The sequence below is a fragment of the Paraburkholderia gardini genome, from assembly GCF_907164545.1.
Lineage (GTDB): Bacteria > Pseudomonadota > Gammaproteobacteria > Burkholderiales > Burkholderiaceae > Paraburkholderia > Paraburkholderia gardini.
In genome coordinates this window covers 1-21,419 of sequence record NZ_CAJQZB010000008.1, presented here as the reverse complement: position 1 = coordinate 21,419, position 21,419 = coordinate 1, and the positions used below count along the sequence as shown (strand labels likewise).

The 21,419-nt window shown below is 62.3% G+C and carries 23 protein-coding genes; 10 read left to right on the top strand and 13 right to left on the bottom strand.

Annotated elements, in window-relative coordinates; translation table 11 throughout:
• Positions 1 to 47: 47 nt before the first annotated feature.
• A complete protein-coding gene (locus tag LPA37_RS08180; protein ID WP_229012222.1) occupies positions 48 to 953 on the bottom strand; it encodes a glutamate/aspartate ABC transporter substrate-binding protein in 906 nt (301 codons plus the stop codon).
• Between the two features lie 332 nt (positions 954 to 1,285).
• On the opposite strand from LPA37_RS08180, the gene LPA37_RS08175 reads away from it, so the two are divergent.
• Positions 1,286 to 2,452: a GGDEF domain-containing protein gene (locus tag LPA37_RS08175; protein WP_229012221.1), complete on the top strand. Its 1,167-nt coding sequence runs from the start codon at positions 1,286 to 1,288 to the stop codon at positions 2,450 to 2,452.
• A 40-nt stretch (positions 2,453 to 2,492) separates the two neighbouring features.
• On the opposite strand, the gene LPA37_RS08170 is transcribed toward LPA37_RS08175, so the two are convergent.
• Complete coding sequence (locus LPA37_RS08170; RefSeq protein ID WP_229012220.1) at positions 2,493 to 3,641, bottom strand: succinylglutamate desuccinylase/aspartoacylase family protein; 1,149 nt, start codon at positions 3,639 to 3,641, stop codon at positions 2,493 to 2,495.
• A 28-nt stretch (positions 3,642 to 3,669) separates the two neighbouring features.
• Positions 3,670 to 4,440, bottom strand: coding sequence for a transporter substrate-binding domain-containing protein (locus LPA37_RS08165; RefSeq protein ID WP_229012219.1), 771 nt, complete (start codon positions 4,438 to 4,440; stop codon positions 3,670 to 3,672).
• Positions 4,441 to 4,608: 168 nt separating this feature from the next.
• Here LPA37_RS08165 and LPA37_RS08160 point away from each other — a divergent pair, with 168 nt between their 5' ends.
• Positions 4,609 to 5,565 carry a LysR substrate-binding domain-containing protein gene (locus tag LPA37_RS08160; protein ID WP_228981137.1) on the top strand — a complete coding sequence of 319 codons (957 nt, stop codon included), beginning with the start codon at positions 4,609 to 4,611 and terminating at the stop codon, positions 5,563 to 5,565.
• A 36-nt stretch (positions 5,566 to 5,601) separates the two neighbouring features.
• On the opposite strand, the gene LPA37_RS08155 is transcribed toward LPA37_RS08160, so the two are convergent.
• Positions 5,602 to 6,699, bottom strand: coding sequence for a diguanylate cyclase (locus LPA37_RS08155; RefSeq protein ID WP_228981139.1), 1,098 nt, complete (start codon positions 6,697 to 6,699; stop codon positions 5,602 to 5,604).
• Positions 6,700 to 6,924: 225 nt separating this feature from the next.
• The gene (locus LPA37_RS08150) at positions 6,925 to 7,794 is read right to left on the bottom strand and encodes a LysR family transcriptional regulator (protein WP_228981141.1); all 870 of its coding nucleotides are present in this window, start codon (positions 7,792 to 7,794) and stop codon (positions 6,925 to 6,927) included.
• A gap of 96 nt (positions 7,795 to 7,890) precedes the next feature.
• Here LPA37_RS08150 and LPA37_RS08145 point away from each other — a divergent pair, with 96 nt between their 5' ends.
• From LPA37_RS08145 to LPA37_RS08130, 4 genes are all read left to right on the top strand, one after another.
• The gene (locus LPA37_RS08145; protein ID WP_229012218.1) at positions 7,891 to 8,877 is read left to right on the top strand and encodes a zinc-dependent alcohol dehydrogenase family protein; all 987 of its coding nucleotides are present in this window, start codon (positions 7,891 to 7,893) and stop codon (positions 8,875 to 8,877) included.
• A gap of 189 nt (positions 8,878 to 9,066) precedes the next feature.
• Positions 9,067 to 10,239, top strand: coding sequence for a 4-hydroxybenzoate 3-monooxygenase (locus LPA37_RS08140; protein ID WP_229012217.1), 1,173 nt, complete (start codon positions 9,067 to 9,069; stop codon positions 10,237 to 10,239).
• Between the two features lie 271 nt (positions 10,240 to 10,510).
• A complete protein-coding gene (locus LPA37_RS08135; protein WP_228981147.1) occupies positions 10,511 to 11,122 on the top strand; it encodes a hypothetical protein in 612 nt (203 codons plus the stop codon).
• Positions 11,123 to 11,513: 391 nt separating this feature from the next.
• Positions 11,514 to 11,786, top strand: coding sequence for a TetR/AcrR family transcriptional regulator (locus tag LPA37_RS08130; RefSeq protein WP_229012216.1), 273 nt, complete (start codon positions 11,514 to 11,516; stop codon positions 11,784 to 11,786).
• A 168-nt stretch (positions 11,787 to 11,954) separates the two neighbouring features.
• Here LPA37_RS08130 and LPA37_RS08125 read toward each other — a convergent pair whose 3' ends face one another.
• The 5 genes from LPA37_RS08125 to LPA37_RS08105 form a co-directional block, all read right to left on the bottom strand.
• The gene (locus tag LPA37_RS08125) at positions 11,955 to 12,677 is read right to left on the bottom strand and encodes a DUF899 family protein (RefSeq protein WP_229012215.1); all 723 of its coding nucleotides are present in this window, start codon (positions 12,675 to 12,677) and stop codon (positions 11,955 to 11,957) included.
• 138 nt (positions 12,678 to 12,815) lie between these two features.
• Complete coding sequence (locus LPA37_RS08120; RefSeq protein WP_229012214.1) at positions 12,816 to 13,181, bottom strand: hypothetical protein; 366 nt, start codon at positions 13,179 to 13,181, stop codon at positions 12,816 to 12,818.
• A gap of 197 nt (positions 13,182 to 13,378) precedes the next feature.
• Complete coding sequence (locus tag LPA37_RS08115; RefSeq protein ID WP_229012213.1) at positions 13,379 to 14,695, bottom strand: sensor histidine kinase; 1,317 nt, start codon at positions 14,693 to 14,695, stop codon at positions 13,379 to 13,381.
• Complete coding sequence (locus tag LPA37_RS08110; RefSeq protein ID WP_229012297.1) at positions 14,692 to 15,432, bottom strand: response regulator; 741 nt, start codon at positions 15,430 to 15,432, stop codon at positions 14,692 to 14,694. Before LPA37_RS08110 ends, LPA37_RS08115 begins: the two co-directional genes overlap by 4 nt.
• A gap of 127 nt (positions 15,433 to 15,559) precedes the next feature.
• Positions 15,560 to 15,931: a GFA family protein gene (locus tag LPA37_RS08105; RefSeq protein ID WP_229012212.1), complete on the bottom strand. Its 372-nt coding sequence runs from the start codon at positions 15,929 to 15,931 to the stop codon at positions 15,560 to 15,562.
• A 233-nt stretch (positions 15,932 to 16,164) separates the two neighbouring features.
• Between LPA37_RS08105 and LPA37_RS08100 the strand changes: the two genes are divergently transcribed.
• From LPA37_RS08100 to LPA37_RS08090, 3 genes are all read left to right on the top strand, one after another.
• Positions 16,165 to 16,404 carry a DUF4148 domain-containing protein gene (locus tag LPA37_RS08100; RefSeq protein ID WP_228981162.1) on the top strand — a complete coding sequence of 80 codons (240 nt, stop codon included), beginning with the start codon at positions 16,165 to 16,167 and terminating at the stop codon, positions 16,402 to 16,404.
• Between the two features lie 87 nt (positions 16,405 to 16,491).
• The gene (locus tag LPA37_RS08095) at positions 16,492 to 16,908 is read left to right on the top strand and encodes an organic hydroperoxide resistance protein (protein ID WP_228981163.1); all 417 of its coding nucleotides are present in this window, start codon (positions 16,492 to 16,494) and stop codon (positions 16,906 to 16,908) included.
• Between the two features lie 161 nt (positions 16,909 to 17,069).
• Positions 17,070 to 17,531, top strand: a complete 462-nt coding sequence (locus LPA37_RS08090) for a VOC family protein (RefSeq protein WP_229012211.1) — start codon at positions 17,070 to 17,072, stop codon at positions 17,529 to 17,531.
• A gap of 33 nt (positions 17,532 to 17,564) precedes the next feature.
• Here the strand turns inward: LPA37_RS08090 and LPA37_RS08085 are convergent, their stop codons facing one another.
• The 3 genes from LPA37_RS08085 to LPA37_RS08075 all read right to left on the bottom strand — a co-directional run bounded on the left by LPA37_RS08085 (position 17,565) and on the right by LPA37_RS08075 (position 19,878).
• Positions 17,565 to 18,212 (bottom strand): VTT domain-containing protein, encoded by a 648-nt coding sequence (locus LPA37_RS08085; protein WP_228981170.1) that lies wholly within the window; start codon positions 18,210 to 18,212, stop codon positions 17,565 to 17,567.
• Between the two features lie 192 nt (positions 18,213 to 18,404).
• Complete coding sequence (locus LPA37_RS08080; RefSeq protein WP_228981171.1) at positions 18,405 to 19,469, bottom strand: alkene reductase; 1,065 nt, start codon at positions 19,467 to 19,469, stop codon at positions 18,405 to 18,407.
• Positions 19,470 to 19,554: 85 nt separating this feature from the next.
• Positions 19,555 to 19,878 carry an ArsR/SmtB family transcription factor gene (locus tag LPA37_RS08075; protein WP_229012210.1) on the bottom strand — a complete coding sequence of 108 codons (324 nt, stop codon included), beginning with the start codon at positions 19,876 to 19,878 and terminating at the stop codon, positions 19,555 to 19,557.
• Positions 19,879 to 20,491: 613 nt separating this feature from the next.
• Between LPA37_RS08075 and LPA37_RS08070 the strand changes: the two genes are divergently transcribed.
• A partial coding sequence (locus tag LPA37_RS08070; RefSeq protein ID WP_229012209.1) for an acyl-CoA dehydrogenase family protein occupies positions 20,492 to 21,419 on the top strand: 928 nt, incomplete at its 3' end.

The following is a 21,419-nucleotide window of genomic DNA, read 5'->3' as shown; positions in this document are numbered from 1 at the left end:
GATGCCATTCGACACAAGCCGACACAAGCCGACACAAGCCGCACGCGTTATTCGAATGCCTTGTCGTTCGGATTCGCGTAGAGCTTCTGGAGCGAATCGCTCATCGGGAAATCGAAATTGATGTTCTTCGGCGGCACGGGTTTCATGAACCATTTGTCGTACATCGCCGTGAAATCCGGTTCTTTCATGACTTCGGCCAGCGTGTCATCCACCAGTTTCCTGAACTCGGGGTCGTCCTTGCGCAGCATGAATCCATATGCTTCCGATGACTGCGGCGTGCCGGTGATCACCCAGTCGGAGGGCTTCGCGGTCAGCGTGCGCGTGCCCGCGAGCAGCACATCATCCATCATGTAGGCCACCGCGCGGCCGGTCTCGAGTGTGAGCCGACCCTCGCCATAGTCCTTGGCGCTGATGATCTGCATGTTCATCTTCTTCTCTTCATTCATCTTGCGCAGGATGCGCTCCGACGTCGTGCCCTGATTCGTCACGACGGTCTTGCCGGCGAGATCGGGGAAGTCCTTGATGCCGCTGTCCTTGCGCGTCAAAAGACGCGTGGTGGCCACGAAAAACGTGTAGGAGAACGCGACCTGATTCTGGCGCGACGTCAGGTTCGTCGTCACGCCGCACTCCAGATCGACTGTGCCGTTCTGCACGAGCGGAATGCGGTTTTGCGACGTCACCGGCACGAAGCGCACCTTCAGGTCCGGATGCCTTGTCTTCGCCTTGACGGCCGAAATCACGCGGTTGCACAGATCCTGCGAAAAACCGACCACCTGGTTGTTCGTGTCGACATACGAAAACGGCACCGACGTTTCGCGGTGCCCGATCACGATCAGGCCACTGCTCTGGATTTTCGCGAGCGTGGAAGGTGTGTCCTGCGCGAAAGCGCCCGGCGTAGCGGCGAGACCAGCAACGAAACAGGCGGTGAGAGCGGGCAGTATCGAAGTTTTCATGGCAATTGACGGTCGGTTCTGGATTGAACTGGATGTGCACGGGGCTGAGGGCCAGGTGCCGCGTTTCTCTACATATGTTGCCATGAAAAAATAAAACGCAACATATGTTAAATACCAGGTTGCGTCGATCGAGTCCGGGCTGACGCGTGAGCGGGCCCGCCCGCGCGGGGGAAAAGGAAATCGATTCAGTGAGGGAAACCGCCGCCATGTCGTAAACTGTCGACCAGTCGGGTAGACGAGGCGGCGCCGGGGAGACAGGCCGTCACATCAACGGACATGCCTGTCAAATTCAGACCCGTATTCAGGTTCAGACTTACGTTCAGATCGAGGCGATGTTGAATCCGGTGAGTATTCTTGGCGTGACAGTGTTGTCGGGCGTCATGGCGATGGCCGTGCTCGGTTCGCTGCTGCGTGCCGCGATTCCCGGTGTGGGATGCTGGGTGGTCGCAAACGCGCTTTCCATCGTGGCGCTGATCTGTTTCGCGTCGCAGGGCCATGTACATGCGCTGCTGTCGATTCTTGCGGCGAACGTGCTGCTGGCGGCAACCGCGTTGACTGGACTCGAAGGGTTCCGGCGGTTCCTTGGCCGTACCGGGTTACCGGTAGCGGGTCTCGTGGGTCTTGTGGCGGTGGGCGCGGGCATTGCGTACTGGACGTGGGTGACACCGAACTTCAACGCGCGCGTGGCGCTCGTCTCGGCGTTTCATGCCGGGATCAACGCGACGATCGCCGTCATCGTGCTGCGCAAGCGGCCGCCCGAGCGCGCGAAATACAGCTATTACTTCGTCGCGGTGACGGCTTCGCTGTTCTCTGCCGGGCACGCCGTGCGCGGCATGACCTATGGACTGGGGCTGTTGTCGCAGGCGAGGCTGCTGGAGTCGTCGGCGATCAATATCGCTTTTCTCGCGCTCGGCATTCTTGCGCTGCCGACGTTGTCGATCGGCATGGTGATGCTGGCTCACGACCGCATGGCGGACCGTCTGCGAAAGCTGGCCAGCATCGACGATCTCACGGGCGCCTTCGCGCGCCGCGAATTTCTCGCGAGAGCGGACGCGTTGCTCAGGAGCGCGGCGCGCACGGGTACACCTGTTACGTTCGCGGCTATCGATATCGATCATTTCAAGTCGATCAACGACCGGTGCGGCCACGCAGCGGGTGACAAGGTGCTGATGCACTTCGTGTCGATCGTGATGGAGGTCGTTCGAACCGGCGATGTGTTCGGCCGGCTCGGCGGCGAGGAATTCGGCGTGGTGTGTCCAGCGACGAGTGCAGGAGAAGCAGTGGTCCTGCTGAACCGGTTGCGCGACCGGCTGGCCGCGTCGGGGTATCAATCGGGCTCGGGCGCGGTGCTGCACTATACGTTCAGCGTGGGCGTCGACCAGTATCGCGCGGGCGAGCCGCTATCCGCACTGATGGCGCGCGCCGACGCCGCGCTGTATCTCGCGAAGGCGTCGGGACGCAACCGCGTCGTCGAGGCGCTTCAGGCGGGAGTCGGATGAGCGTGCATCGAGTGCAGGTCAGGCACGGTTTGAGCAGACGCTACGCGCCAAGCAGCACGCCCGTGCGCAGCGCGCGTGTCCCTGTCACACGTCCGAGCGGCGCGCCCGCGGTCGCGAAGCGGATCGCGCGCCGCATATAGAAAACGCCGTCCGTATTGCTGCTGATCGTGGTCGTTTCATCGGTTAGCGGATCGACGATGTCGAAGAGCGCATCGCCTGCACGAATGGTGTCGCCGATCTTCGCGCGATGCACGACGATGCCGCTTACCGGCGCATAAAACTGTTCGCTGCCGGCGAGCGGCGTGGCAGGCGAGCGCAGCGGCGGCAACGCCTTCGGCTCACCGCGAATCGCGCCGCGCGAAACGAGGTAATCGACGATCGCGTCGGCATCCTGTTGCGCGATGGCGTAAGACACATCGCGTTGCCCCCGGCATTCCACCGTGACCGCAAGCGTGCCGTTCGGCACCGGCCTGTCCGCCGGCATCTGTTGCTGCAGATTCCACCAGATGAGGCTGTGCGCCTCGTCGAAGGCCTGGGCGCCGGAGTTCGTCGCGAGCAGCGATGCTTCGGCGCCGAGATAACGGGCAAACGGTTCGATCGACGGCCACGCGGCTTCGGTGGTGTACACGTGCATCACGGCTTCGAGCGAACAATGCAGATCGATGACGAGATCCGCATCGAACGAATGTTTGAAGAGCGCGAGCTGCAACGATTCGAATTCCGTCAGCGGCTTTTGCCGCGCCAGTTCTTCGCGCAGCAGATCACGGATGATGTCGCGATTGCGGATCGCGTCGGCGCCCAGCAGATCTTTCGCGCGTTCAGCGAGCGTCGGGAACTGCAGGAAATGCCGGTTGAAGTTCCTGCCGCTCGCGAGATCGAAACGGCCGATGAACTGCCCCATCACGTACTGCCCGAGCCCAACCGGATTCGCGACGGGCACCAGCACGATTTCGGCGCTCAGCGCGCCGCGCGCTTCAAGTTCGAGCAGGCGGCGTTTCAGCAGGACCGCCGTGAGCATCGCGGGCGTTTCGTCCGCGTGCAGTGAAGACTGGATGTAGATCTTCCGGTCGCTGGCCGGTGAACCGGATCGCGCCGAAGCTGACGCGGACGCCGGTGCAAAGTGAAAACTCACCAGCTCGCGTTGCGTGCCGACGGCGGGTGAAAGAAGGGACGTGGTCTGTTTTTGCATGCGTGTTCCGGTCAGGAGAGGAGGGCGCTCATTCGCCGTACGGGTCGAAGTCGAAATAGCGGTGGGCGATCTGCGTGTACGTGCCGCCCTTGCGCATCGATGCGATCGCGCCATCCACGGCTGCTTTCAGCGCCGTATCCTCCTTGCGCATGCCGATGCCCACGCCATGATCGCCCATCGAGAGCGGCTCGCCGACAAACGCGAAGCCCTTGCCGGCAGGCGTGCGCAGAAATCCGAAATCGGCTTCGACGGTGCCGAGCAGCGCGGCGTCGAGCCTGCCGTTGACCAGATCCTGAAACACTTCATCCTGGCTCTTGTAGGCGGTCACGCGCACGCCTTGGGTGGCCCAGTGCGCAAGCGCGTAAGTCTCGAACTGCGTGCCCGACTGCACGCCGATCTGCTTGCCCGCAAGGCTCGCGGGCGTGCCGTTGAACGGCGCACCCTGACGCGCGATGAGACGCGACCTGAACTGGAACAGCTTCGACGAAAACGCGATCTGCTGCGAGCGCTTTTCGGTAATCGCCATCGACGAAAGGATCGCGTCGATCTTGCGCGCCTGCAATGCGGGAATCATGCCCGAGAACTCCAGTTCAACCCACTGGCAGTGCGCGTGGATACGCCGGCAGATTTCGTTGCCGAGATCGACGTCGAAGCCCTTGACGCTTCCGTCGGGCGCTTTGGCGTCCATCGGCGGATAGCTCGGGTCGATGCCGAGGCGAATCGAATCGTTATCGCGTGCATGCGCGCTGCCGACGAGCGTCAGCGCGGCGACGAGGATCGCGAGGGATGTCTTCTTCATGGCGGCCTTGTTCACGATGCGCCGCGGTACGTCACGGTACGCGCGGTGTTGTGTGATGTGGTGTGGGTTCCCGGGGAGATGTGAGCGCATCCTAAGACGCGCCGATGAATCATGAAAGACCACTCCGGGCTATCATGATCACTTTATGTGATCACGGACTGGCAAGCCATGGCGCTGACACTTTCGCAGTTACGTGTGTTTTCGGCGGTGGCGCGGCATGGCAGCATCCGTGCGGCGTCGCGCGCGCTGGGCATTGCGCAAAGCGGGGTGACACATCAGGTGCAGAACCTCGAACTGATGCTCGGCGCGACGCTCTTCACGCGGACCAATCGCGGCATCGCGCTGACGGCGCTCGGTCAGCGTCTGTTGCAGCGTGCCGCGACGATTCTCGGCGAATGCGAGCGGGCCGAGCAGGAGATGCAGCAGCTGAGCGGCGATTACAGCGGCGACGTGTCGTTCGGCATGTCCACCGAACCGCTGATCGATGCGCTCGCGCCCGTGCTCGCCGAATACCACGCGCGTTTCGACAAGGTCGCGTTGCGTCTGCGGACCGGTACTTCGCGGATGATGATTTCACGCATTCGCGACGGCACGCTCGACTTCGCCGTCGCGCTGGTGACGAAACAGAGCGACACGGCCGATCTTTCCGTGACGACGCTGTATCCGTCCGATCCGGTGATCGTCTGCCGGCGCGGTCATCCGAAAGCGTCGGCGACCTCGCTGACGGAACTCGCCGGCTGCACATGGGTGGCGACGCCCTCGCCCGGGCAAGCAGGCGATGCGCCTTCGAACCGGCTCGCGGATCTGTTCATCGAACGCGGCCTTGCGCCGCCGAAGGTCATCGCCACTGTCGAAGGTCTGTTCGAGGCGCTGCATCTCGTCACGCAGACCGACTGCCTTTCGCTGGAGCCGTCGATCCTGACGCAACGCGGGCTGTTCGCGCACGCGCTGGTCACCATTCCGGTGCGCGAGCGCGCGATGCCGCAGGACGTTTGCCTGCTGCAGCGCGCGTCGATGCCGTTGACGCCGGCGGCGCAGCAACTCGCGACGATGCTCGTTTCCTGGACGCGCACGCTGCATGCACCGCGCGATTCCAGCACTTCAGAGGGTTTGTCGCTGGCTTGAAGCTTGCCGCGCGGCGTCACGACTACGCCACGCACTTCACGCGCGTGCCGTGGATGCGTGTGCGCCGGACTTTGAATTGAACGTACCGTGTTCGCCCGCGACGACCACGCAGTCACGGCCTTTTGCTTTTGCAGCGTAAAGGCAGTGGTCGGTCTCCATCATCCATGCCGTGAAGTCCGCCATGCCGGGCCGGTAGCACGTGAGGCCCGCGCTTGCCGTGCAACGCAGCGCGCGATCGGGGTTGCCGGTGCGCAAACGCAGGTCGAGCAGCAGCAGTTCGACCATCGGGTGTGCATCGACCAGCTTCAGTCCCGGCAGGATCACCGCGAATTCTTCACCGCCATAACGCCCGACGATATCGCCGGGCCGCAACGTCATCTGCAGGAAGTGAGCGAAGCTGCGCAGCGCGGCATCGCCGGCGGCGTGACCCTCGGTGTCGTTGACGCGCTTGAAGTGATCGAGATCGAGCAGCACCAGACAGCACGGCGCGCCTTCCGCGCGACAGCGTTCGAACTCGATGGCGAGCAGGTCTTCCCAATGGCGCCGATTCCACAGGCCCGTGAGCCCGTCGGTGCGGCTCAGGCGCTCCGATTCGCGCGCGTGCAGGGCGAGTTTCTGCGCCATACGGTAGGTCGCCCAGCCAAGCGCAAGCGGATACAGCACGAGAAACGGCATGCATGCGATGAGGGTCGGCATCTGCGATTGCGGCTCGAACGTGAGGCCGAGCGTCAGCGCGCCGATCGCAAAACCGAGAAGATGCGCAACGAGGCCGCGCAAAAAGAGCCGCATGCCGCCGGCAGCGATGTTGTCCATGCTGAGCATCGCGAGAATCAGCACGCAGGGCAGCAGATTGAAGTGCATCGCGACGACCCACAGGCCGCCGAACACCGAATCGACCATCAGATTGCAGCGTTCGCCGCGATACGGCACCTGCCAGGCGAGTGCCGCGCGATACGCGAGATGGGGCCAGAAAAAACCGTGAAAGACCAGCAGCGCCCACAGCCAGAGGCTCGCATGCAGTTGATGGAAAACCGACGCGACGCAGAAAAAGCCGAAGCCAAGGCCGATCACGCGAAGGCGATAGACGCGCCCGGCGAAACGTTTTCCTTTGCCTGCATATCGATTGGTGCTCAACACTGTCCCCGATGTCGGCGGTAGGCTGGGTGTCGCCTGAATGTCGCTGTGGCGAACCTCGATGATTGTATCTGATGCAAGTTTTGCCGGGCGACGATGTTGTGATGTCCGGAACGGCTTTGTTTTACGCCCCTGGCGGGCGCGGGTGTGCCGAAACGCCCGTATCCGGCGGACAGGCGCGCTGCATGCCGCCACGCTACACCGCGCGATGACGCTACCGACGCATCATAGGTTCGCGAGAACCTCGACGGTCATGTCGACGAGCGCGCGAAGCCGTGCCACACGGCGCAGGTCGCGGTGATAGCCGAACCACACATCGCGCCCGGGTGGCGCCTCGCCAGGATCGATGCGCGCGAGTCCCGGCGTCGTATCGCCGAGCGGGCACGGCAGCACGGCAAAGCCGCCGCCTTCCGCGCACATGCGCGCCTGCGCGCCGCGGTTGTTGCTGCCGAACGCGACAGTCGCATTCGGCAGCAGGCGTTTGATCCACACCACGTCCGGTAGCGCGTCGAACGCGCTGTCCATGCTGATGAGCGTCTGGCCTGCGCCATCGCCGGCACTGGGCGGCACGAGATCGCTGCGTCCGTATAACGCGTAATCCATGTGCATCAGCTTGCGCTGGATGACGTCGGGTTCCTCGAACGGCGTGATGCGAAACGCGAGATCGGCTTCGCGTCGCGCAAGGTTGTATGGACGCGCGTCCGTCACGAGTTCCAGCGACACGCCCGTGTGACGGGCCAGAAACCGCGCGAACACGGGCGTCAGCACGTGAACCCCGAACCAGTCCGACGACGCGACCCGCAGCGAGCCCGTCAGGCGGGCGTCGTTGCCAGCCAGCGCGCGGGTGAAGCCGAGCGCTTCTTCTTCCATTCGCTCCGCGTAGGCGAGCACGGCCGCGCCCTCGTCGGTCAGCACGAAACCGTCGCGGGTGCGCTGAAACAGCGTCTGCCCGAGCACCGTTTCCAGCGCGCGCAGCCGCCGGCCCATGGTCGGCTGCGTCTGGCCCGTCTGCTTCGCCGCGGCACCGAGCGTGCCGGTACGCGCGATCGCGAGGAAGATACGTACGTCACTCCATTCCGGATAGCGTTCAGTCATTTATGTATGGAAGACGTGCAAAATCGTTGATTTACATGCCGTTACGCATGAACCAGTATGGAGACATCTTCTTCGCCCTTCAACAGGAAAGAAATCATGTTCATGCAGGCGCTGGTACTCAATCGCTACAACGGTCCGCTCGAAATGACGGCGCTTTCCTGGCCCGAACCCGCGCGCGGCCAGGTGCTCGTGCGCATCGCGGCGAGCGGCCTGAACCCGCTCGACACGAAGATCCGCGCCGGCAGCGCCGCGCACGCAAACCATCCGTTGCCGCTGGTGCTGGGCATCGACCTGGCCGGCACCGTGGAGGCAGTGGGCGAAGGCGTCAGCGCGTTCAAGCCGGGCGACGAGGTGTACGGCATGACGGGCGGCGTCGGCGGTATTCAGGGATCGCTCGCGCAATACGCGGCAGTCGACGCGGACCTGCTGGCGCTCAAGCCGGCCACGCTGGACATGCGCGAAGCCGCGGCGTTGCCGCTCGTGTTCATCACGGCGTATTCGGGCATCGTCGACCGTGCCCGTGTTCAGGCAGGCCAGACGGTACTGGTGCAGGGTGGCGCGGGCGGTGTCGGGCACGTTTGCGTGCAGCTCGCGGCTGCGCTGGGCGCGAAGGTATATGCCACCGCGAGTTCGCGCGACCTCGATCTGGTCGCGCGCCTGGGCGCCACGCCGATCGATTATCGCGAGCAGACGGTCGAGCAATACGTTGCGTCGCTCACGCAGGGCGCCGGCTTCGATGTCGTGGCCGATACCGTCGGCGGTGCGACGCTCGATGCGTCGTTCGCGGCGGTGAAGCATTTTGGGCACGTGGTGAGCGCGCTTGGCTGGGGCTCGCATGCACTCGCGCCGCTGTCCTTTCGTGAAGCGAGCTATTCGGGCGTGTTCACGTTGTATCCGCTGCTAAGCGGCCTTCATCGCGCGCATCACGGCGAGATGCTGCGCGAAGCCACGCGGCTCGTGGAAGCGGGCAAGCTCACGCCGCGTCTCGATCCGCGACGCTTCGACATGGCTTCGGCGGAACACGCGTACGAAGCCATCACGAGCGGCACGGCACGCGGCAAGATCGTGGTGGATATAGCGTGATGTCCGCGGCGCAGCGCGCTGACATCACGCGATGCGTGAAGCTGTGCACGGACCGATGCTCGACGTGTGCCTGCATTCGTCGACGTTTATCTCAAAATTGGATAGTGCTTATCCCTGATATCGCGTTGCGCGATATGAGCCGTGTTCGTCACACTGGGTGCAAATCAATGCCGCATTCAGGAGACACACATGCGCACTCAGGTTGGCATCATCGGTGCCGGGCCGGCAGGCCTTCTTCTTTCCCATCTTCTTCATCTTCGCGGCATCGAGTCGGTTGTGCTCGAAACACGCAGCCGCGAGCAGATCGAATCGACGATCCGCGCTGGCGTGCTCGAACAGGGCACCATGGACCTGCTCATCGAAGCGGGTGTGGGTGCGCGCATGCAGGCTGAAGGCGCGCTGCATCATGGCTTCGAACTCGCGTTCGAAGGCAAACGGCGCCGCATCGATCTCACTGGGCTGACCGGGCATTCGATCACCGTCTATGCGCAGCACGAAGTCATCAAGGACCTTGTCGCGGCGCGCGTGGCGGCGGGTGGCGAGCTGCGCTTCAATGTGTCCGATACGTCGCTGCACGATCTCGACACCGCGACGCCGTCGATCCGCTATCGCCACGAAGGCGAGGCATGCGAGCTGCGCTGCGATTTCGTGATTGGCTGCGACGGTTCGCAGGGCGTATCGCGTGCGGCGATTCCGCAGGCCTCGCGCAAGGACTACGAACGCGTGTATCCGTTCGGCTGGTTCGGCATTCTATGCGAGGGCAAACCTTCTTCGGACGAGTTGATCTACGCGCGCCACGATCGCGGTTTCGCGCTGGTGAGCACGCGCTCGGCCAACGTGCAGCGGATGTACTTTCAGTGTGATCCGAACGATTCGGTCGACAACTGGTCGGATGACCGCATCTGGGCCGAACTGCACGCACGGGTCGATTCGGAAGACGGCAGGAAAGTGGTGGACGGCAGGATCTTCCAGAAGAACATCGTGGGCATGCGCAGCTTCGTATCGACAACGATGCAGCACGGCCGTCTTTTCCTTGCGGGCGACGCCGCGCACATCGTGCCGCCGACTGGCGCGAAGGGCATGAACCTCGCCGTCGCCGACGTGCGGGTGCTGACGAACGCGCTGCGCGCGTACTACGAGGAGGATCGCGGCGACCTGCTCGCGAGCTACAGCGAGACGGCGTTAAAGCGTATCTGGCGCGCGGAACATTTCTCGTACTGGATGACGCGCATGATGCATCGTCTCGACGATGCTTCGCCGTTCGAGCAGCGTCTGCAGGTGGCGGAACTCGAATACGTGACCACGTCGCGCGTCGCGGCGACCGCGATGGCGGAGAACTATACAGGCGTCGCGCCGGTGTAAATGCAGCGGCACGTCGCAACGCCTTTCGAAATCGTATGCATGAGCGACGTGAGTCAGATTTCTGTAAGCACGACATTATTTTTAACGCGCCGGAATAATTCGCGGCACCGCGACGTTTGCCAACCAGATGTATCGGGTTGAATCCTCCCGGTACTGTTCTCGTGCGCAGACACCGCCGGGATGTATGGGCACTGCCGGCCGCGATACCCGCCGTCGACAGGCAACATACGATCCTGGCGAGCGCGCGCCTTCGTGTTTTCCGGAGACACCCATGTCCATCCGCATGAAACTCGGCGTCACGCTTGTGACGCTATCTTTTGCCGGTACCGCATTTGCACAGGCGCCGGCTAAACCCTCACGTATTCGTGGTGAAATCGTCTCACTCAACGGCGACGTGATGAAAGTTCATCGTCGCAGCGGTGATATGGTTTCCATTGAAGTCAAACCCGACATGAGCGTATCCGCCGTGAAACCGATGCAGCTCTCCGACATCAAACCGGGCTCGTACGTGGGCACTGCCGCCACGACCGGAACGGATGGAAAGCTGACCGCCACGGAGGTTCTCGTGTTTCCCGAGTCGGCGCGTGGCACAGGCGAAGGGCACTACGCGTGGGATCTGAGCCCGAACAGCTCGATGACGAATGCAAACGTCGATACGGTTGTCGAAGGCACCAGCGGGCGCGATCTGAAGCTGTCGTACAAAGGCGGCACGAATGTCGTGACCGTGCCGCCCAACGTACCCGTCGTCACGCTCACGTCAGCGGCTCGCGTCGATCTGATGCCGGGCAGGAAAGTCTTCGTCGTGGCGACGCCTGCTGCGCAGGGCACGTTTGTGGCTCAACGTGTGGTGGTCGAAAAGAACGGCGTCGCGCCGCCGATGTAATCAACTCGTGATCGCATGGCCGGCCGGGCTGAACAGGTGGCCCGGCCGGCCATGCATTCCAGAGCCTTTTTCCGCACGCTTTCAATCCCTCCGCATCGTCGTATTCAGGCTTCGTTCCCGTGCCCGCATCCGTCGCATTGATCACCGCGCACCTCTGTGGGCGCGCCGGTGGTCGTTCCTTTGTCGCTGCCGGGTCTTTGCTATTGTCTTGAAAGAGGAAACCGAAACCAGGCAAATGGTTTCTGGCGACAGCAGGCCATTTTCTGGCCTCCGCGCTGGCTGACAGTCTGGCGGCGGCGCGCGGGATATACGCGGTTTCCCGATGCTCACCCTAACCTTGATACGCATGATTCACAGGACGCACATCGCGATGACAACCCGGGCGCCACGTGTGAAGCATCGCGTTGAAACCGCACAGGCGGCGGCAGGCCAGCCGCCGCTCGCGCTGCCTCATGTCGATTTCGATGCGGGGCCGTCTGGACGCATCCTGGCCGCCGCGCGCGAAATCCTGCTGCGTGACGGCTATAGCGGGCTCACGATGGACGGTCTTACGGCTGCGCCCGGTATGAGCAAGAAAACGCTGTACGTCCATTTCTCGTCGAGTACTGGCTTGCCGTCGCGAGAGGCCTGCACGATCCGGCCATGCTGGCACGTACGCAGTTGACGCCGCAGAAAGCATTCAACAAGGCGCTCGACCTGTTTTTCCTGGGAACGTTGACCACTTCGGGGCGTGCGCGAGTCAAGGGGCGGGCCGGCTAACGGCACGCCCCGACACGCCCCGATGCACCGCACGAACGCGCATCGCCTGCCGCCCGTCTGTTCACGTGAGCCCTTATTTCAGGGCATATTCCAGTTTCGGATACCAGTCGATGCCGCGCCCGCCAGGCGTCATGTCCAGCACGGTCCATAACGGCATGGCGTCCGGTGCGCCGCGCGGGTCCTGGCCCGGGTCCGCCGTAAGCGGTCCCATTTCGTCGCCCCAGAAGTGGCGCACGGTGTCGCCGGAACGGACAAACACGTTGAACGTCGCGTTGTCGTCGCCTTCCGGGTTCTCGTCGGCGTAATCGCGGTTGAAGCTGTTGCCGCCCGACGAATACAGGCGCAGATGCCGCCAGCCCCGTTCTTTCCTGAATGCGCCCAGACGCTCGACCGGCGATCTGGCGATCACCGCGAACGCCACGCGCTGCAGGATGTCGGCCATCTCGCCGTCCAGCGCGGTGAGCATCGAGGTGCACATGGGACATGGCCGTGCCCGCTTCGGGCCGAACATCCAGTTGTAGGTGACGAGTGTGTCGTGCTCGCCGAACATTTGCCGCAACGTCGTGGCCCCATGCTCGCCTTCAAAGCGGTAATTCTCCGGCACCTCGCCGCCGGGCGGCAGCGCGCGGCGCTGCGCGGCAACCCGTTCGATATGGCGTCGCAACTCGATTTCTTCCGCCAGCAGTGCGTTGCGTGCGCTCCGGTATAGCGCGTTTTCACCGGGAAACCGGCGCGTTGACTGTGCCAGCTCCACGGCTGGTCTCAACGCCTGTGCAGAAGCCTCTACTGAAGTCATGAACGACCCCCTCGTCGGTTAAAGGAAACGGGGGTGCGAGACTGCGAAGTATTCCGCCTGTCTGCGACCCCTGTCTTCTCTCACGACGAGCGGGACTTCAGGAAATCGACAACCGGTTTGCGGATTCCGTAATACGGATTAATCGGCGATCCGTTTGTCCGCGAGGGCGCGCTGGCAGTCGGCAAGCACATTGCGGACCAGCCGGGACTGGAAATCGAGGTCGTCGGTATTGAGGATTTCCTCGACGGCGTCGCGTGCCCATTCGGTGTCGACAAACGATGCGTGCTGACGGGCAATATCGACCGCCAGCGCCGACAATCTGGCGATGCAGAGCCAGTCGGCGGTGCGCATATGCCGGTCGAGCCACTTGTGCGCCGCCTGGACCTGGAACGACGGTTCAGGCCACGCCTCGTTGAGATACCACGCGCCGAGATTCCCGCAGGTGAGCCAGCAGAGCAACTCGACGCGATCGCGTGGGCTTAACTGGTGACGTACATCACTCATGGCGACGCTCGCGAATCTGGATAAATGCGGTTCGCGGGTGCGCGAACCCTTGGTAAAACAATAACACGGCGCAATTGGGTTATGGATACGCTTTTCCATCATATCGTCGGCGGAAACCCGCTTCCTGAATGTGTGCTTGCCGACGTTAGTGCGCGCGTTTTAGCCCGGGCCGCCGCTCTCCAGGGGCATTCCCGATGCTATTGCCGCTGCAGGGTCAAGCGTGCCTCAAGACCGCCGCCCGCACGGTTTTGAAGCGACAGGCTCGCGTTCATGGCGAGTGCCAGCTGACGCGCGATGGCAAGCCCCAGACCGGTTCCGCCGGAATCGCGATTGCGCGAAGCTTCGACGCGATAAAAGGGCTGAAATACCGCTTCGATTTCATCGTCCGGTATGCCCGGCCCGCGATCCAGAACCGAGATCGTGACTTCGTCTGGCTGCGACGCGTCGATCACGATATCGCTTGCGCCGGAATATTTCAGCGCGTTGTCGACCAGGTTGCCAAGGATGCGGTGCAGTGCCTGCGGTCGGGCGAGCAGCGATGTGCCGATCCTGCCTTGCAACGTCACCGCCTGACCGGCATCCAGATAGTCGGACGCCAGACTTTCCAGCAGGGCGTCGGGATCGATGCGGCGCGGTGCTTCAGCGGCGCCATGCAATGTCCGCGCGTAGGTGACGCCTTCGCGAACGAGCGCTTCCATCTCTTTCAGGTCCTGCTGGAATTTCACCTGTTGTTCAGTGTCGTCCATCAGATCGGCACGCAGACGCATGCGGGTAATCGGCGTTTGCAGATCGTGCGAAATAGCGGCCAGTATCTGGATACGCTCGGTCATATAGGTCGAAATGCGATCCTGCATCGCGTTAAAGGCTTTAGCAGCGTGCGCGACTTCGGCAGGGCCGGTTTCCGCGAGGCGGGTCGTTTTCATATCGGGCCCAAGCGTGTCCGCCGCCTCCGCCAGTTCCTTGAGCGGAGCCGTCGCGATGCGCACGGCGAACCAGGCGCATACGCCGAGAACGATCCACTGGCCCAGCATCATCAACGGCAGCCAGGGCGAAAGCGGTATGGCGGGTTGCGGCCGGACGTCGATGGTCAACGGCGAACCGTCGCTCAAACGCAGATGCACCTGCAGATGTTCCTGACGGTCGGGCACGGCATTGACGGTCAATGCATAGTGTCGATCCAGACCTCGCGTGAACGCCGCCGCGGCGGCCGTGGACAGCCGCGATTCAGGCGGTGATCCGGTGACACCGGGCCCGAGGATAAAACTATAGGAGCGGCGCGCGAGCCGGGGTAACCATTGTGCCCGTTCGCCGGCAGGCAGGTGATCCAGAAAGGCGACGGAAATGGAGACTTCGCGATCGACGTATCCCGTCATCATCGTGGAAAATGCGTCGTCCCGTTCGTGAAGCGTTAGCGAAAAAGACAGTGTCTGCGCGAGCAGCAGGCCCAGAAAAAGGATCAGGGTCAGCCGTGCAAAGAGGGTGCGCGGCCATCGGATCCAGCGTGCGGACATCATTCAGCCGCCCCCTGGGATGTCACGGCAACCGACAGCACGTAGCCTTCACTGCGCAGTGTCTTGATGTAGCGCGGTTCACGCGCGCCATCGCCCAGGCGTTGACGCAGCCGGCTGACGAGCAGATCGATGGACCGGTCGAATGGATCGGGGCGGCGCCCCTGGGTGAGGTTGAGCAGCTGATCGCGCGTGAGCACCCTTTGCGGATGATCGAGGAACACGCGCAGCAGGCGGTATTCACCGCCGCTTAGCGCCACCATCGTGCCGCTCGCATCGAGCAGATGGCGCGCGGTGGTATCCAGCCGCCATTCTCCGAAGTGCAGGAACTGCGCCGGCTCGCTGCCCTGCATATTGGACGGCAACATACGCGCGCGCCGCAATACTGCCCGCACGCGTGCGAGAAGCTCACGTGCGGCGAACGGCTTGACGAGGTAATCGTCCGCGCCCATCTCAAGCCCTACGATGCGATCGGCTTCCTCGCCTAGCGCGGTCAGCATCAGGATGGGCACCGAACGCCACGGTCCGGCGCGCAGTTCACGACATATCACAAGACCGTCTTCGCCCGGCAACATCAGATCGAGCACGATCAGATCAGGCGTTTCTTCCTCTAGCAGCGCACGCATCTGCCGGCCACTGGGTGCAAGCGACGCGCGCAGGCCGTTCTTCGTGAGGTAGGTGCCGAGCAGTTCGCGAATCTCGCGGTCGTCGTCGACAATCAGGATATGGTCGGGCTTTTCCATCGTCTGCATCAGAAGGTCCGGCGTTTTTCAGGTGCCCGGCTAGTGTGGATCAATGAGCAGCTAAAGGGCGTGCTTATTTCGAACCCGATGCCGCCGGTCAGAAATACGAGCATTGCGATGATCCGTTTCATGCGGCCTCCACGACGGAGAGGCTCGCTCCATCGCCGACGGACGATTCGAGCGCATACACATCGACACCCTCGAGGCAGCCGAGATTCACTCTCCACAGCGCAGGGTTCGTACGGGTCTGGTGAAACGTGTAGATGCCACAGTGTTTGCAGAAGTAATGCTTCGCCACTTTCGTGTTGAATTGATAGAGCGTTAGCGCTTCCTTGCCGCTGACGATTTCGAGTGCATCCGCGGCGAAAGAGGGCGACATCAGCGCGCCCTTGCGACGACACAGGCTGCAGTTGCAACGCATGGCTGGTGCCACCGGCGTACGCATTTCGAATTGCACTGTGCCGCAATGGCACGATCCCTTCAGCTTTTCAAATGACATGAGACGCTCCTCGACGGTTGGAGCCTGCTTTATAGCCCGAAAAAGGGCGACGTTTGTATCGCAATGTATCCGCGGTTGCAGGCGATACACAACATTGCAAATCCCGCGTTTCGAGACACAGGTGGGATACATCCGCACGTTTTAATGCATCAACGCCGGATCGAACCCGCACCGCTTACGAGATGTTTGATACCGGATGTTCCTTCTCAGTCATCCAGTTTCAGGAGAGCACCATGAAGACCTTGATCATCGCAGTCACCCTCGCTGTTTCCGCTACGACAGGTATTGCTTACGCTGCCGGTGCCACCGCTACCGGCGTCGAAAATGCGGCCGCCACGCATCTGGATCAGACCGCACCAGGCGCCAGCGCACAACCGCGCACGCGTGCCCAGGTCAGAGCCGAACTCGTGCAGGCAGAGAAGAGCGGTCAACTCGCGAACCTGAACCGCATGTTTTATCAAGGCGGAAACTGACCGGCTGCCGGTTTCCACGAATTTCCAATACGTTGCAACGCTGTACCAAAGTTGAATACAGAACCGAACTGAAAAAAGGATTTCATCATGACCCGAATCGAAAAAGTGCTGTACACCGGCAAGACGCATACTTCTGGCGGCCGGGACGGCCAGTCCCGCAGTTCCGACGGCCGCCTCGATATCAAGCTGACGTCGCCTGGCAAGGCAGGGGACGGCACGAATCCGGAGCAGCTCTTCGCGGCTGGCTGGTCGGCCTGCTTTATCGGCGCGATGGGGCACGCGGCCCGCCGGATGAACGTCACGCTGCCGGCGGATCTGGCTGTCGACGCTGAAGTGGATCTGGGCACGGCCGGCGATGGCTACTTCCTGCAGGCGCGCCTGAATGTGAGCCTGCCCGGCCTCACGCGTGAAGTGGCGCAGGCGCTGACGCAAGCCGCGCATCAGACGTGCCCGTATTCGAAAGCCACGCGCGGCAACATCGACGTCGTGATCAACGTGGTCTGAACGCAAAAGTCATGACATCGGCAGCGGCGGGCGCAGGCTTTATACGTGCCCGACCCTGCCTGAAAATAGCGGGAGTGTAGTTCGCAGCACGACTGCATCGCACGTTGAATTCATCCGGTTGTTTAACTAGTCTGTGAAATATATAAATCACGGAGACTGTCATGGATGATCCGTTTCGCCGTCCTTCGCTGGGTGCCGCGCTGTTCTACAAAGACCCTTTAGCCGCGCTCGACTGGCTGGAGAAAGCTTTTGGCTTTGAGCGCACGATGGTCATAACAGATAGCGAAGGGCGTCTCGGCCACTCCGAAATGCACTTTGGCGACAGCTATCTGATGATCGGCAGCGAATGGGCTGATCACACTTCAAGCCCTGCATCGGTTGGCGGCAAGAACACGCAATGCGTGCATGTGCATCTCGAATCCGGCCTCGACGCGCATTGCGAACATGCACGTTCAGCCGGCGCGGTGATCGTGCGCGAACCGGAGGACCAGTTTTACGGCGACCGCGTGTATGCCGCGCGCGATCCGGAAGGGCACGTATGGAGCTTTGGGCAGACCGTACGCAAGGTCACGCGCGAAGAAGCGGAGCAGGCGAGCGGGCTGAAGATCGAAGGCTGGGTGTGACGTATGGGCATGCCCGCTGTGGCGGCGAATCGTCTATACGCGTTGTCGCTTACCGTTCGCAAGCCGCCACAGCGCACCCACTAGCAGCGATCCTGTACCAAGGCCCACGCCAAGCAGGACGATCGAACTCATATGATCGCGCACGAGCGGCACATTTCCAAACACGTAACCGGCAGCGACGAGCGAGACGATCCAGATAGCCGCGCCTGGCACGACGAACGCGACGAACCGCGCGAACGTCATGCGTGCGACGCCACCGACGAACGGCGCGAACGTGCGTACCACTGCGATATACGGCGACAGCAGAAACGTGATCCCGCCGCGCGCTTCATAGAACGCGTGCGCCTTGCGCAGTGCGTTCCGGTCGATCCAGCGAATGTTCGCGGTATAGACCTTCTCGCCGATCGCGCGGCCCGTTGCGTAGTTGACGATGCTGCCGGCGACCGCCGCCGCAAACAGCACCGGCATCACAATCCATACGTTCAGGGCGTGCGTTGCCGCGAACGCGCCACAGATAAAGATCAACGGATCGCCTGGCAGAAAGAAGAGCGGCAAAAAACCGATCTCGACGAAGATAATCGCAAACAGCATCGAGTACACAGCGGTGCCGTACTGCTCGATCAAACCGCCCAGGTGCTGGTCGAAGTGCAACGCGAGCTGTAACAGGTGCATCAGGTCCATATCGTGTCGGGCAGAATTCAGGTTTCAGCAGTGTAGTCCTGCGTGCGGTGCGCGTACGGTTTTTCGGATCCGTCACGATGATCAGGAGGCAGGTCATACGAGGGACGACAAAAAAGCGCGGGATACGCGTCCGTGTCATGCCGGCCGCGCATCCCGCGCCTGTTACTGCGAACCTGCGTTGAAACTTGCCGGTTATCCGTTCACGGCTTCGAGTGCCGGATAGTCGGTGTAGCCGGCTTCGCCCTCAGCGTAGAAGGTTTCCGGAACCGGTGTGTTCAGCGGTGCATCGAGCGCAAAACGGCGCGGCAGATCCGGATTCGCGATGAAGAGCTGTCCCCATGCCACCGCATCGGCTTCGCCTGCGTCGATCACCTGCTGCGCGCTTTCCTTCGTGAACCGTTCGTTCGCGATGTACGGGCCGCCGAATGCCTGTTTCAGTTGCGGTCCGAGACGGTCGTCGCCCAGTGCTTCGCGCGCGGCGATAAACGCGATCTTGCGCTTGCCGAGTTCGCGTGCCACGTAGCCGAACGTGCCCGCAGGGTCGGAGTCGCCCATCGAGTGTGAATCGCGCCGCGGCGCCAGGTGAACGCCGACGCGGTTCGCGCCCCACACAGCGATACATGCGTCCGTCACTTCGAGCAGCAGCCGTGCGCGGTTTTCGATCGAGCCACCGTAGGCATCCGTGCGATGGTTCGTGCTGTCCTGCAGGAACTGGTCGAGCAGATAGCCGTTTGCGCCGTGTATTTCGACGCCGTCAAAACCGGCGGCTTTCGCGTTCTCCGCACCCTTGCGATACGCTTCGACGATGCCCGGAATTTCCGCGAGATCGAGCGCGCGCGGTGTCACGTATTCGCGCTTCGGACGCACGAGGCTCACGTGGCCCTTCGCGGCGATCGCGCTCGGCGCAACGGGAAGGTCGCCGTTCAGGAACACGGGGTCGGATACACGCCCAACGTGCCACAGTTGCAGGAAGATCTTGCCGCCAGCCTGATGGACCGCTTCGGTGACGAGCTTCCAGCCCTCGACCTGCTCCTGCGACCAGATGCCCGGTGTCGCGGCGTAACCGAGACCTTGCGGCGTGACAGACGTCGCTTCGCTCAGGATCAGGCCAGCCGACGCGCGCTCGGCGTAGTACTTTGCCATCAGTGCGTTTGGAACGCGGACGTCACCTGCGCGGGAACGCGTCAGCGGTGCCATGAAAATGCGGTTGCGTAACGTGATATCGCCAATCTGGACCGGATCGAAAAGAGTCGGCATAAGTGTTCACCTTTCCTGGCGGGCAAGGGCCCGCCGCTATGAAACAGCGTGAATAAAAGAAACGAGGCGATGCGAATGCGTTGCGTCAGAGGTCTGCGTTCATGTGTTCGATAAACGCCTGAATGACTGCTTCATTGCGTTTGAAGAACACCCATTGACCCACGCGCTTCGACGTGACGAGCCCCGCGCGCTGCAACGCGGCGAGGTGCACGGACACAGTCGACTGCGACAGGCCGCAGTGGCCTTCGAACTTGCCGGCGCAGACGCCATGATCGAGCGGAATCTCCTGATCTGAAAAATGCTCGGACGGGTTCTTTAGCCAGCCGAGAATCTCGCGGCGCACGGGATTGGCGAGCGCCTTGTGGATTGCATCGACATCGATCGGTTGCGGAGCAGTGTGGGCTTTCATGAACGTTTATTCCGACGCGGCATGCGAACATGCCGGCAATTGCATCGCTACGGGACGAATCATATATCGTGATTATGCGATATTCGAAAAGGCCTTGCTGTCTATGGGGGTGATAATTGCTGGCGCATAAAAAGATTCGCACTTTGCCAAAGCAAGTGGAAACAGATGAGCGGCGAAGTCATTGCTCGCATTCAGGTGTGCGTGGGCTCGCTCGATAGACCCAGTGTCGCGCTGTCATGTCTCGAACAGACCGGGGCGCCTTCGCGAGTGGCCGCGCAGGAAATTCGAATCGCGGACCTTGCATTGCTTCGAGGACGAACTGGAGGCGTAGCGCTGTCAGCATGCAATCGACGCAGGCGTGCCAACCATCCCGCCCGGAGCGAGGTTCGCGGTTTGACTGACAAAACCTGCCACTCGACGAGCCGCTTCGCCATCTTTCGACCCATCGGGGCGGGTTGGTAAAAAACGGCAGGTTCTGTCAATCAAAGGGCAGCTTTTGCCATTGGATGACGCGAACGGGACCGCTAGGATGTGGGCATCTGGTGCGTAGCGTGTGGAAGCAGTCCTCCACGCGGCGCATTTTCCGCTCAAACATACAGGAAGGAGACGCGCGATGAGTTATAACGCCCCCCTCAAGGACATGCTTTTCGTGATGAAGGAGCTGGCCGGTCTGGACAGCATCGCCACATTGCCGGGTTTCGAGGATGCCGGTCTGGAGACCGCGCAGGCGGTGCTCGAGGAATCGGCGAAGCTGTGCGGCGAGGTGCTCGCGCCGCTGAACGTCGAAGGCGACCGCAACCCGAGCACGTGGAAAGACGGCCATGTCACCGCGACGCCCGGGTTCAGGGAAGCTTTCCGGCAGTTTTCAGAAGGCGGCTGGCAGGGCGTGCAGCATCCGCCCGAATATGAGGGCCAGGGTCTGCCGAAGCTGATCGCGACGCCGTGCATGGAGATGCTCAACGCGTCGAACCTGTCGTTCGCGCTGTGTCCGCTCTTGACCGACGGGGCGATCGAGGCGCTCCTCACCGCCGGCACCGAAGCGCAGAAGCAGACCTACGTTCCGAAGCTCATCTCGGGCGAATGGACCGGCACGATGAACCTGACCGAGCCGCAGGCGGGCTCGGACCTCGCGCTCGTGCGCACGCGCGCCGAGCCGCAGGGCGACGGCTCGTTCAGGGTGTTCGGCACGAAGATCTTCATCACGTGGGGCGAGCACGACATGGCGAAGAACATCGCGCATCTCGTGCTCGCACGTACGCCTGACGCGCCCGAAGGTGTAAAGGGCATTTCGCTGTTCATCGTGCCGAAGTTCCTCGTCAATGAAGACGGCTCGCTGGGTGAGCGTAACGACGTGCACTGCGTGTCGATCGAGCACAAGCTGGGCATCAAGGCGAGCCCGACGGCGGTGCTGCAGTTCGGCGACCACGGCGGCGCGACCGGGCACCTGATCGGCGAAGAGAATCGCGGCCTCGAGTACATGTTCATCATGATGAACGCGGCGCGCTTCGCGGTCGGCATGCAGGGCGTCGGGGTGTCGGAGC

Coding starts and splice junctions, on each gene's coding strand:
- LPA37_RS08170 (WP_229012220.1), bottom strand. CDS start 3,641: ATGCAAAAACAGACCACGTCCCTTCTTTCACCCGCCGTCGGCACGCAA.
- LPA37_RS08125 (WP_229012215.1), bottom strand. CDS start 12,677: ATGACTTCAGTAGAGGCTTCTGCACAGGCGTTGAGACCAGCCGTGGAG.
- LPA37_RS08085 (WP_228981170.1), bottom strand. CDS start 18,212: ATGGACCTGATGCACCTGTTACAGCTCGCGTTGCACTTCGACCAGCAC.
- LPA37_RS08135 (WP_228981147.1), top strand. CDS start 10,511: ATGTCCATCCGCATGAAACTCGGCGTCACGCTTGTGACGCTATCTTTT.
- LPA37_RS08095 (WP_228981163.1), top strand. CDS start 16,492: ATGACCCGAATCGAAAAAGTGCTGTACACCGGCAAGACGCATACTTCT.
- LPA37_RS08080 (WP_228981171.1), bottom strand. CDS start 19,469: ATGCCGACTCTTTTCGATCCGGTCCAGATTGGCGATATCACGTTACGC.
- LPA37_RS08140 (WP_229012217.1), top strand. CDS start 9,067: ATGCGCACTCAGGTTGGCATCATCGGTGCCGGGCCGGCAGGCCTTCTT.
- LPA37_RS08115 (WP_229012213.1), bottom strand. CDS start 14,695: ATGATGTCCGCACGCTGGATCCGATGGCCGCGCACCCTCTTTGCACGG.
- LPA37_RS08100 (WP_228981162.1), top strand. CDS start 16,165: ATGAAGACCTTGATCATCGCAGTCACCCTCGCTGTTTCCGCTACGACA.
- LPA37_RS08160 (WP_228981137.1), top strand. CDS start 4,609: ATGGCGCTGACACTTTCGCAGTTACGTGTGTTTTCGGCGGTGGCGCGG.
- LPA37_RS08180 (WP_229012222.1), bottom strand. CDS start 953: ATGAAAACTTCGATACTGCCCGCTCTCACCGCCTGTTTCGTTGCTGGT.
- LPA37_RS08120 (WP_229012214.1), bottom strand. CDS start 13,181: ATGAGTGATGTACGTCACCAGTTAAGCCCACGCGATCGCGTCGAGTTG.
- LPA37_RS08145 (WP_229012218.1), top strand. CDS start 7,891: ATGTTCATGCAGGCGCTGGTACTCAATCGCTACAACGGTCCGCTCGAA.
- LPA37_RS08090 (WP_229012211.1), top strand. CDS start 17,070: ATGGATGATCCGTTTCGCCGTCCTTCGCTGGGTGCCGCGCTGTTCTAC.
- LPA37_RS08105 (WP_229012212.1), bottom strand. CDS start 15,931: ATGTCATTTGAAAAGCTGAAGGGATCGTGCCATTGCGGCACAGTGCAA.
- LPA37_RS08110 (WP_229012297.1), bottom strand. CDS start 15,432: ATGGAAAAGCCCGACCATATCCTGATTGTCGACGACGACCGCGAGATT.
- LPA37_RS08175 (WP_229012221.1), top strand. CDS start 1,286: ATGTTGAATCCGGTGAGTATTCTTGGCGTGACAGTGTTGTCGGGCGTC.
- LPA37_RS08150 (WP_228981141.1), bottom strand. CDS start 7,794: ATGACTGAACGCTATCCGGAATGGAGTGACGTACGTATCTTCCTCGCG.
- LPA37_RS08165 (WP_229012219.1), bottom strand. CDS start 4,440: ATGAAGAAGACATCCCTCGCGATCCTCGTCGCCGCGCTGACGCTCGTC.
- LPA37_RS08075 (WP_229012210.1), bottom strand. CDS start 19,878: ATGAAAGCCCACACTGCTCCGCAACCGATCGATGTCGATGCAATCCAC.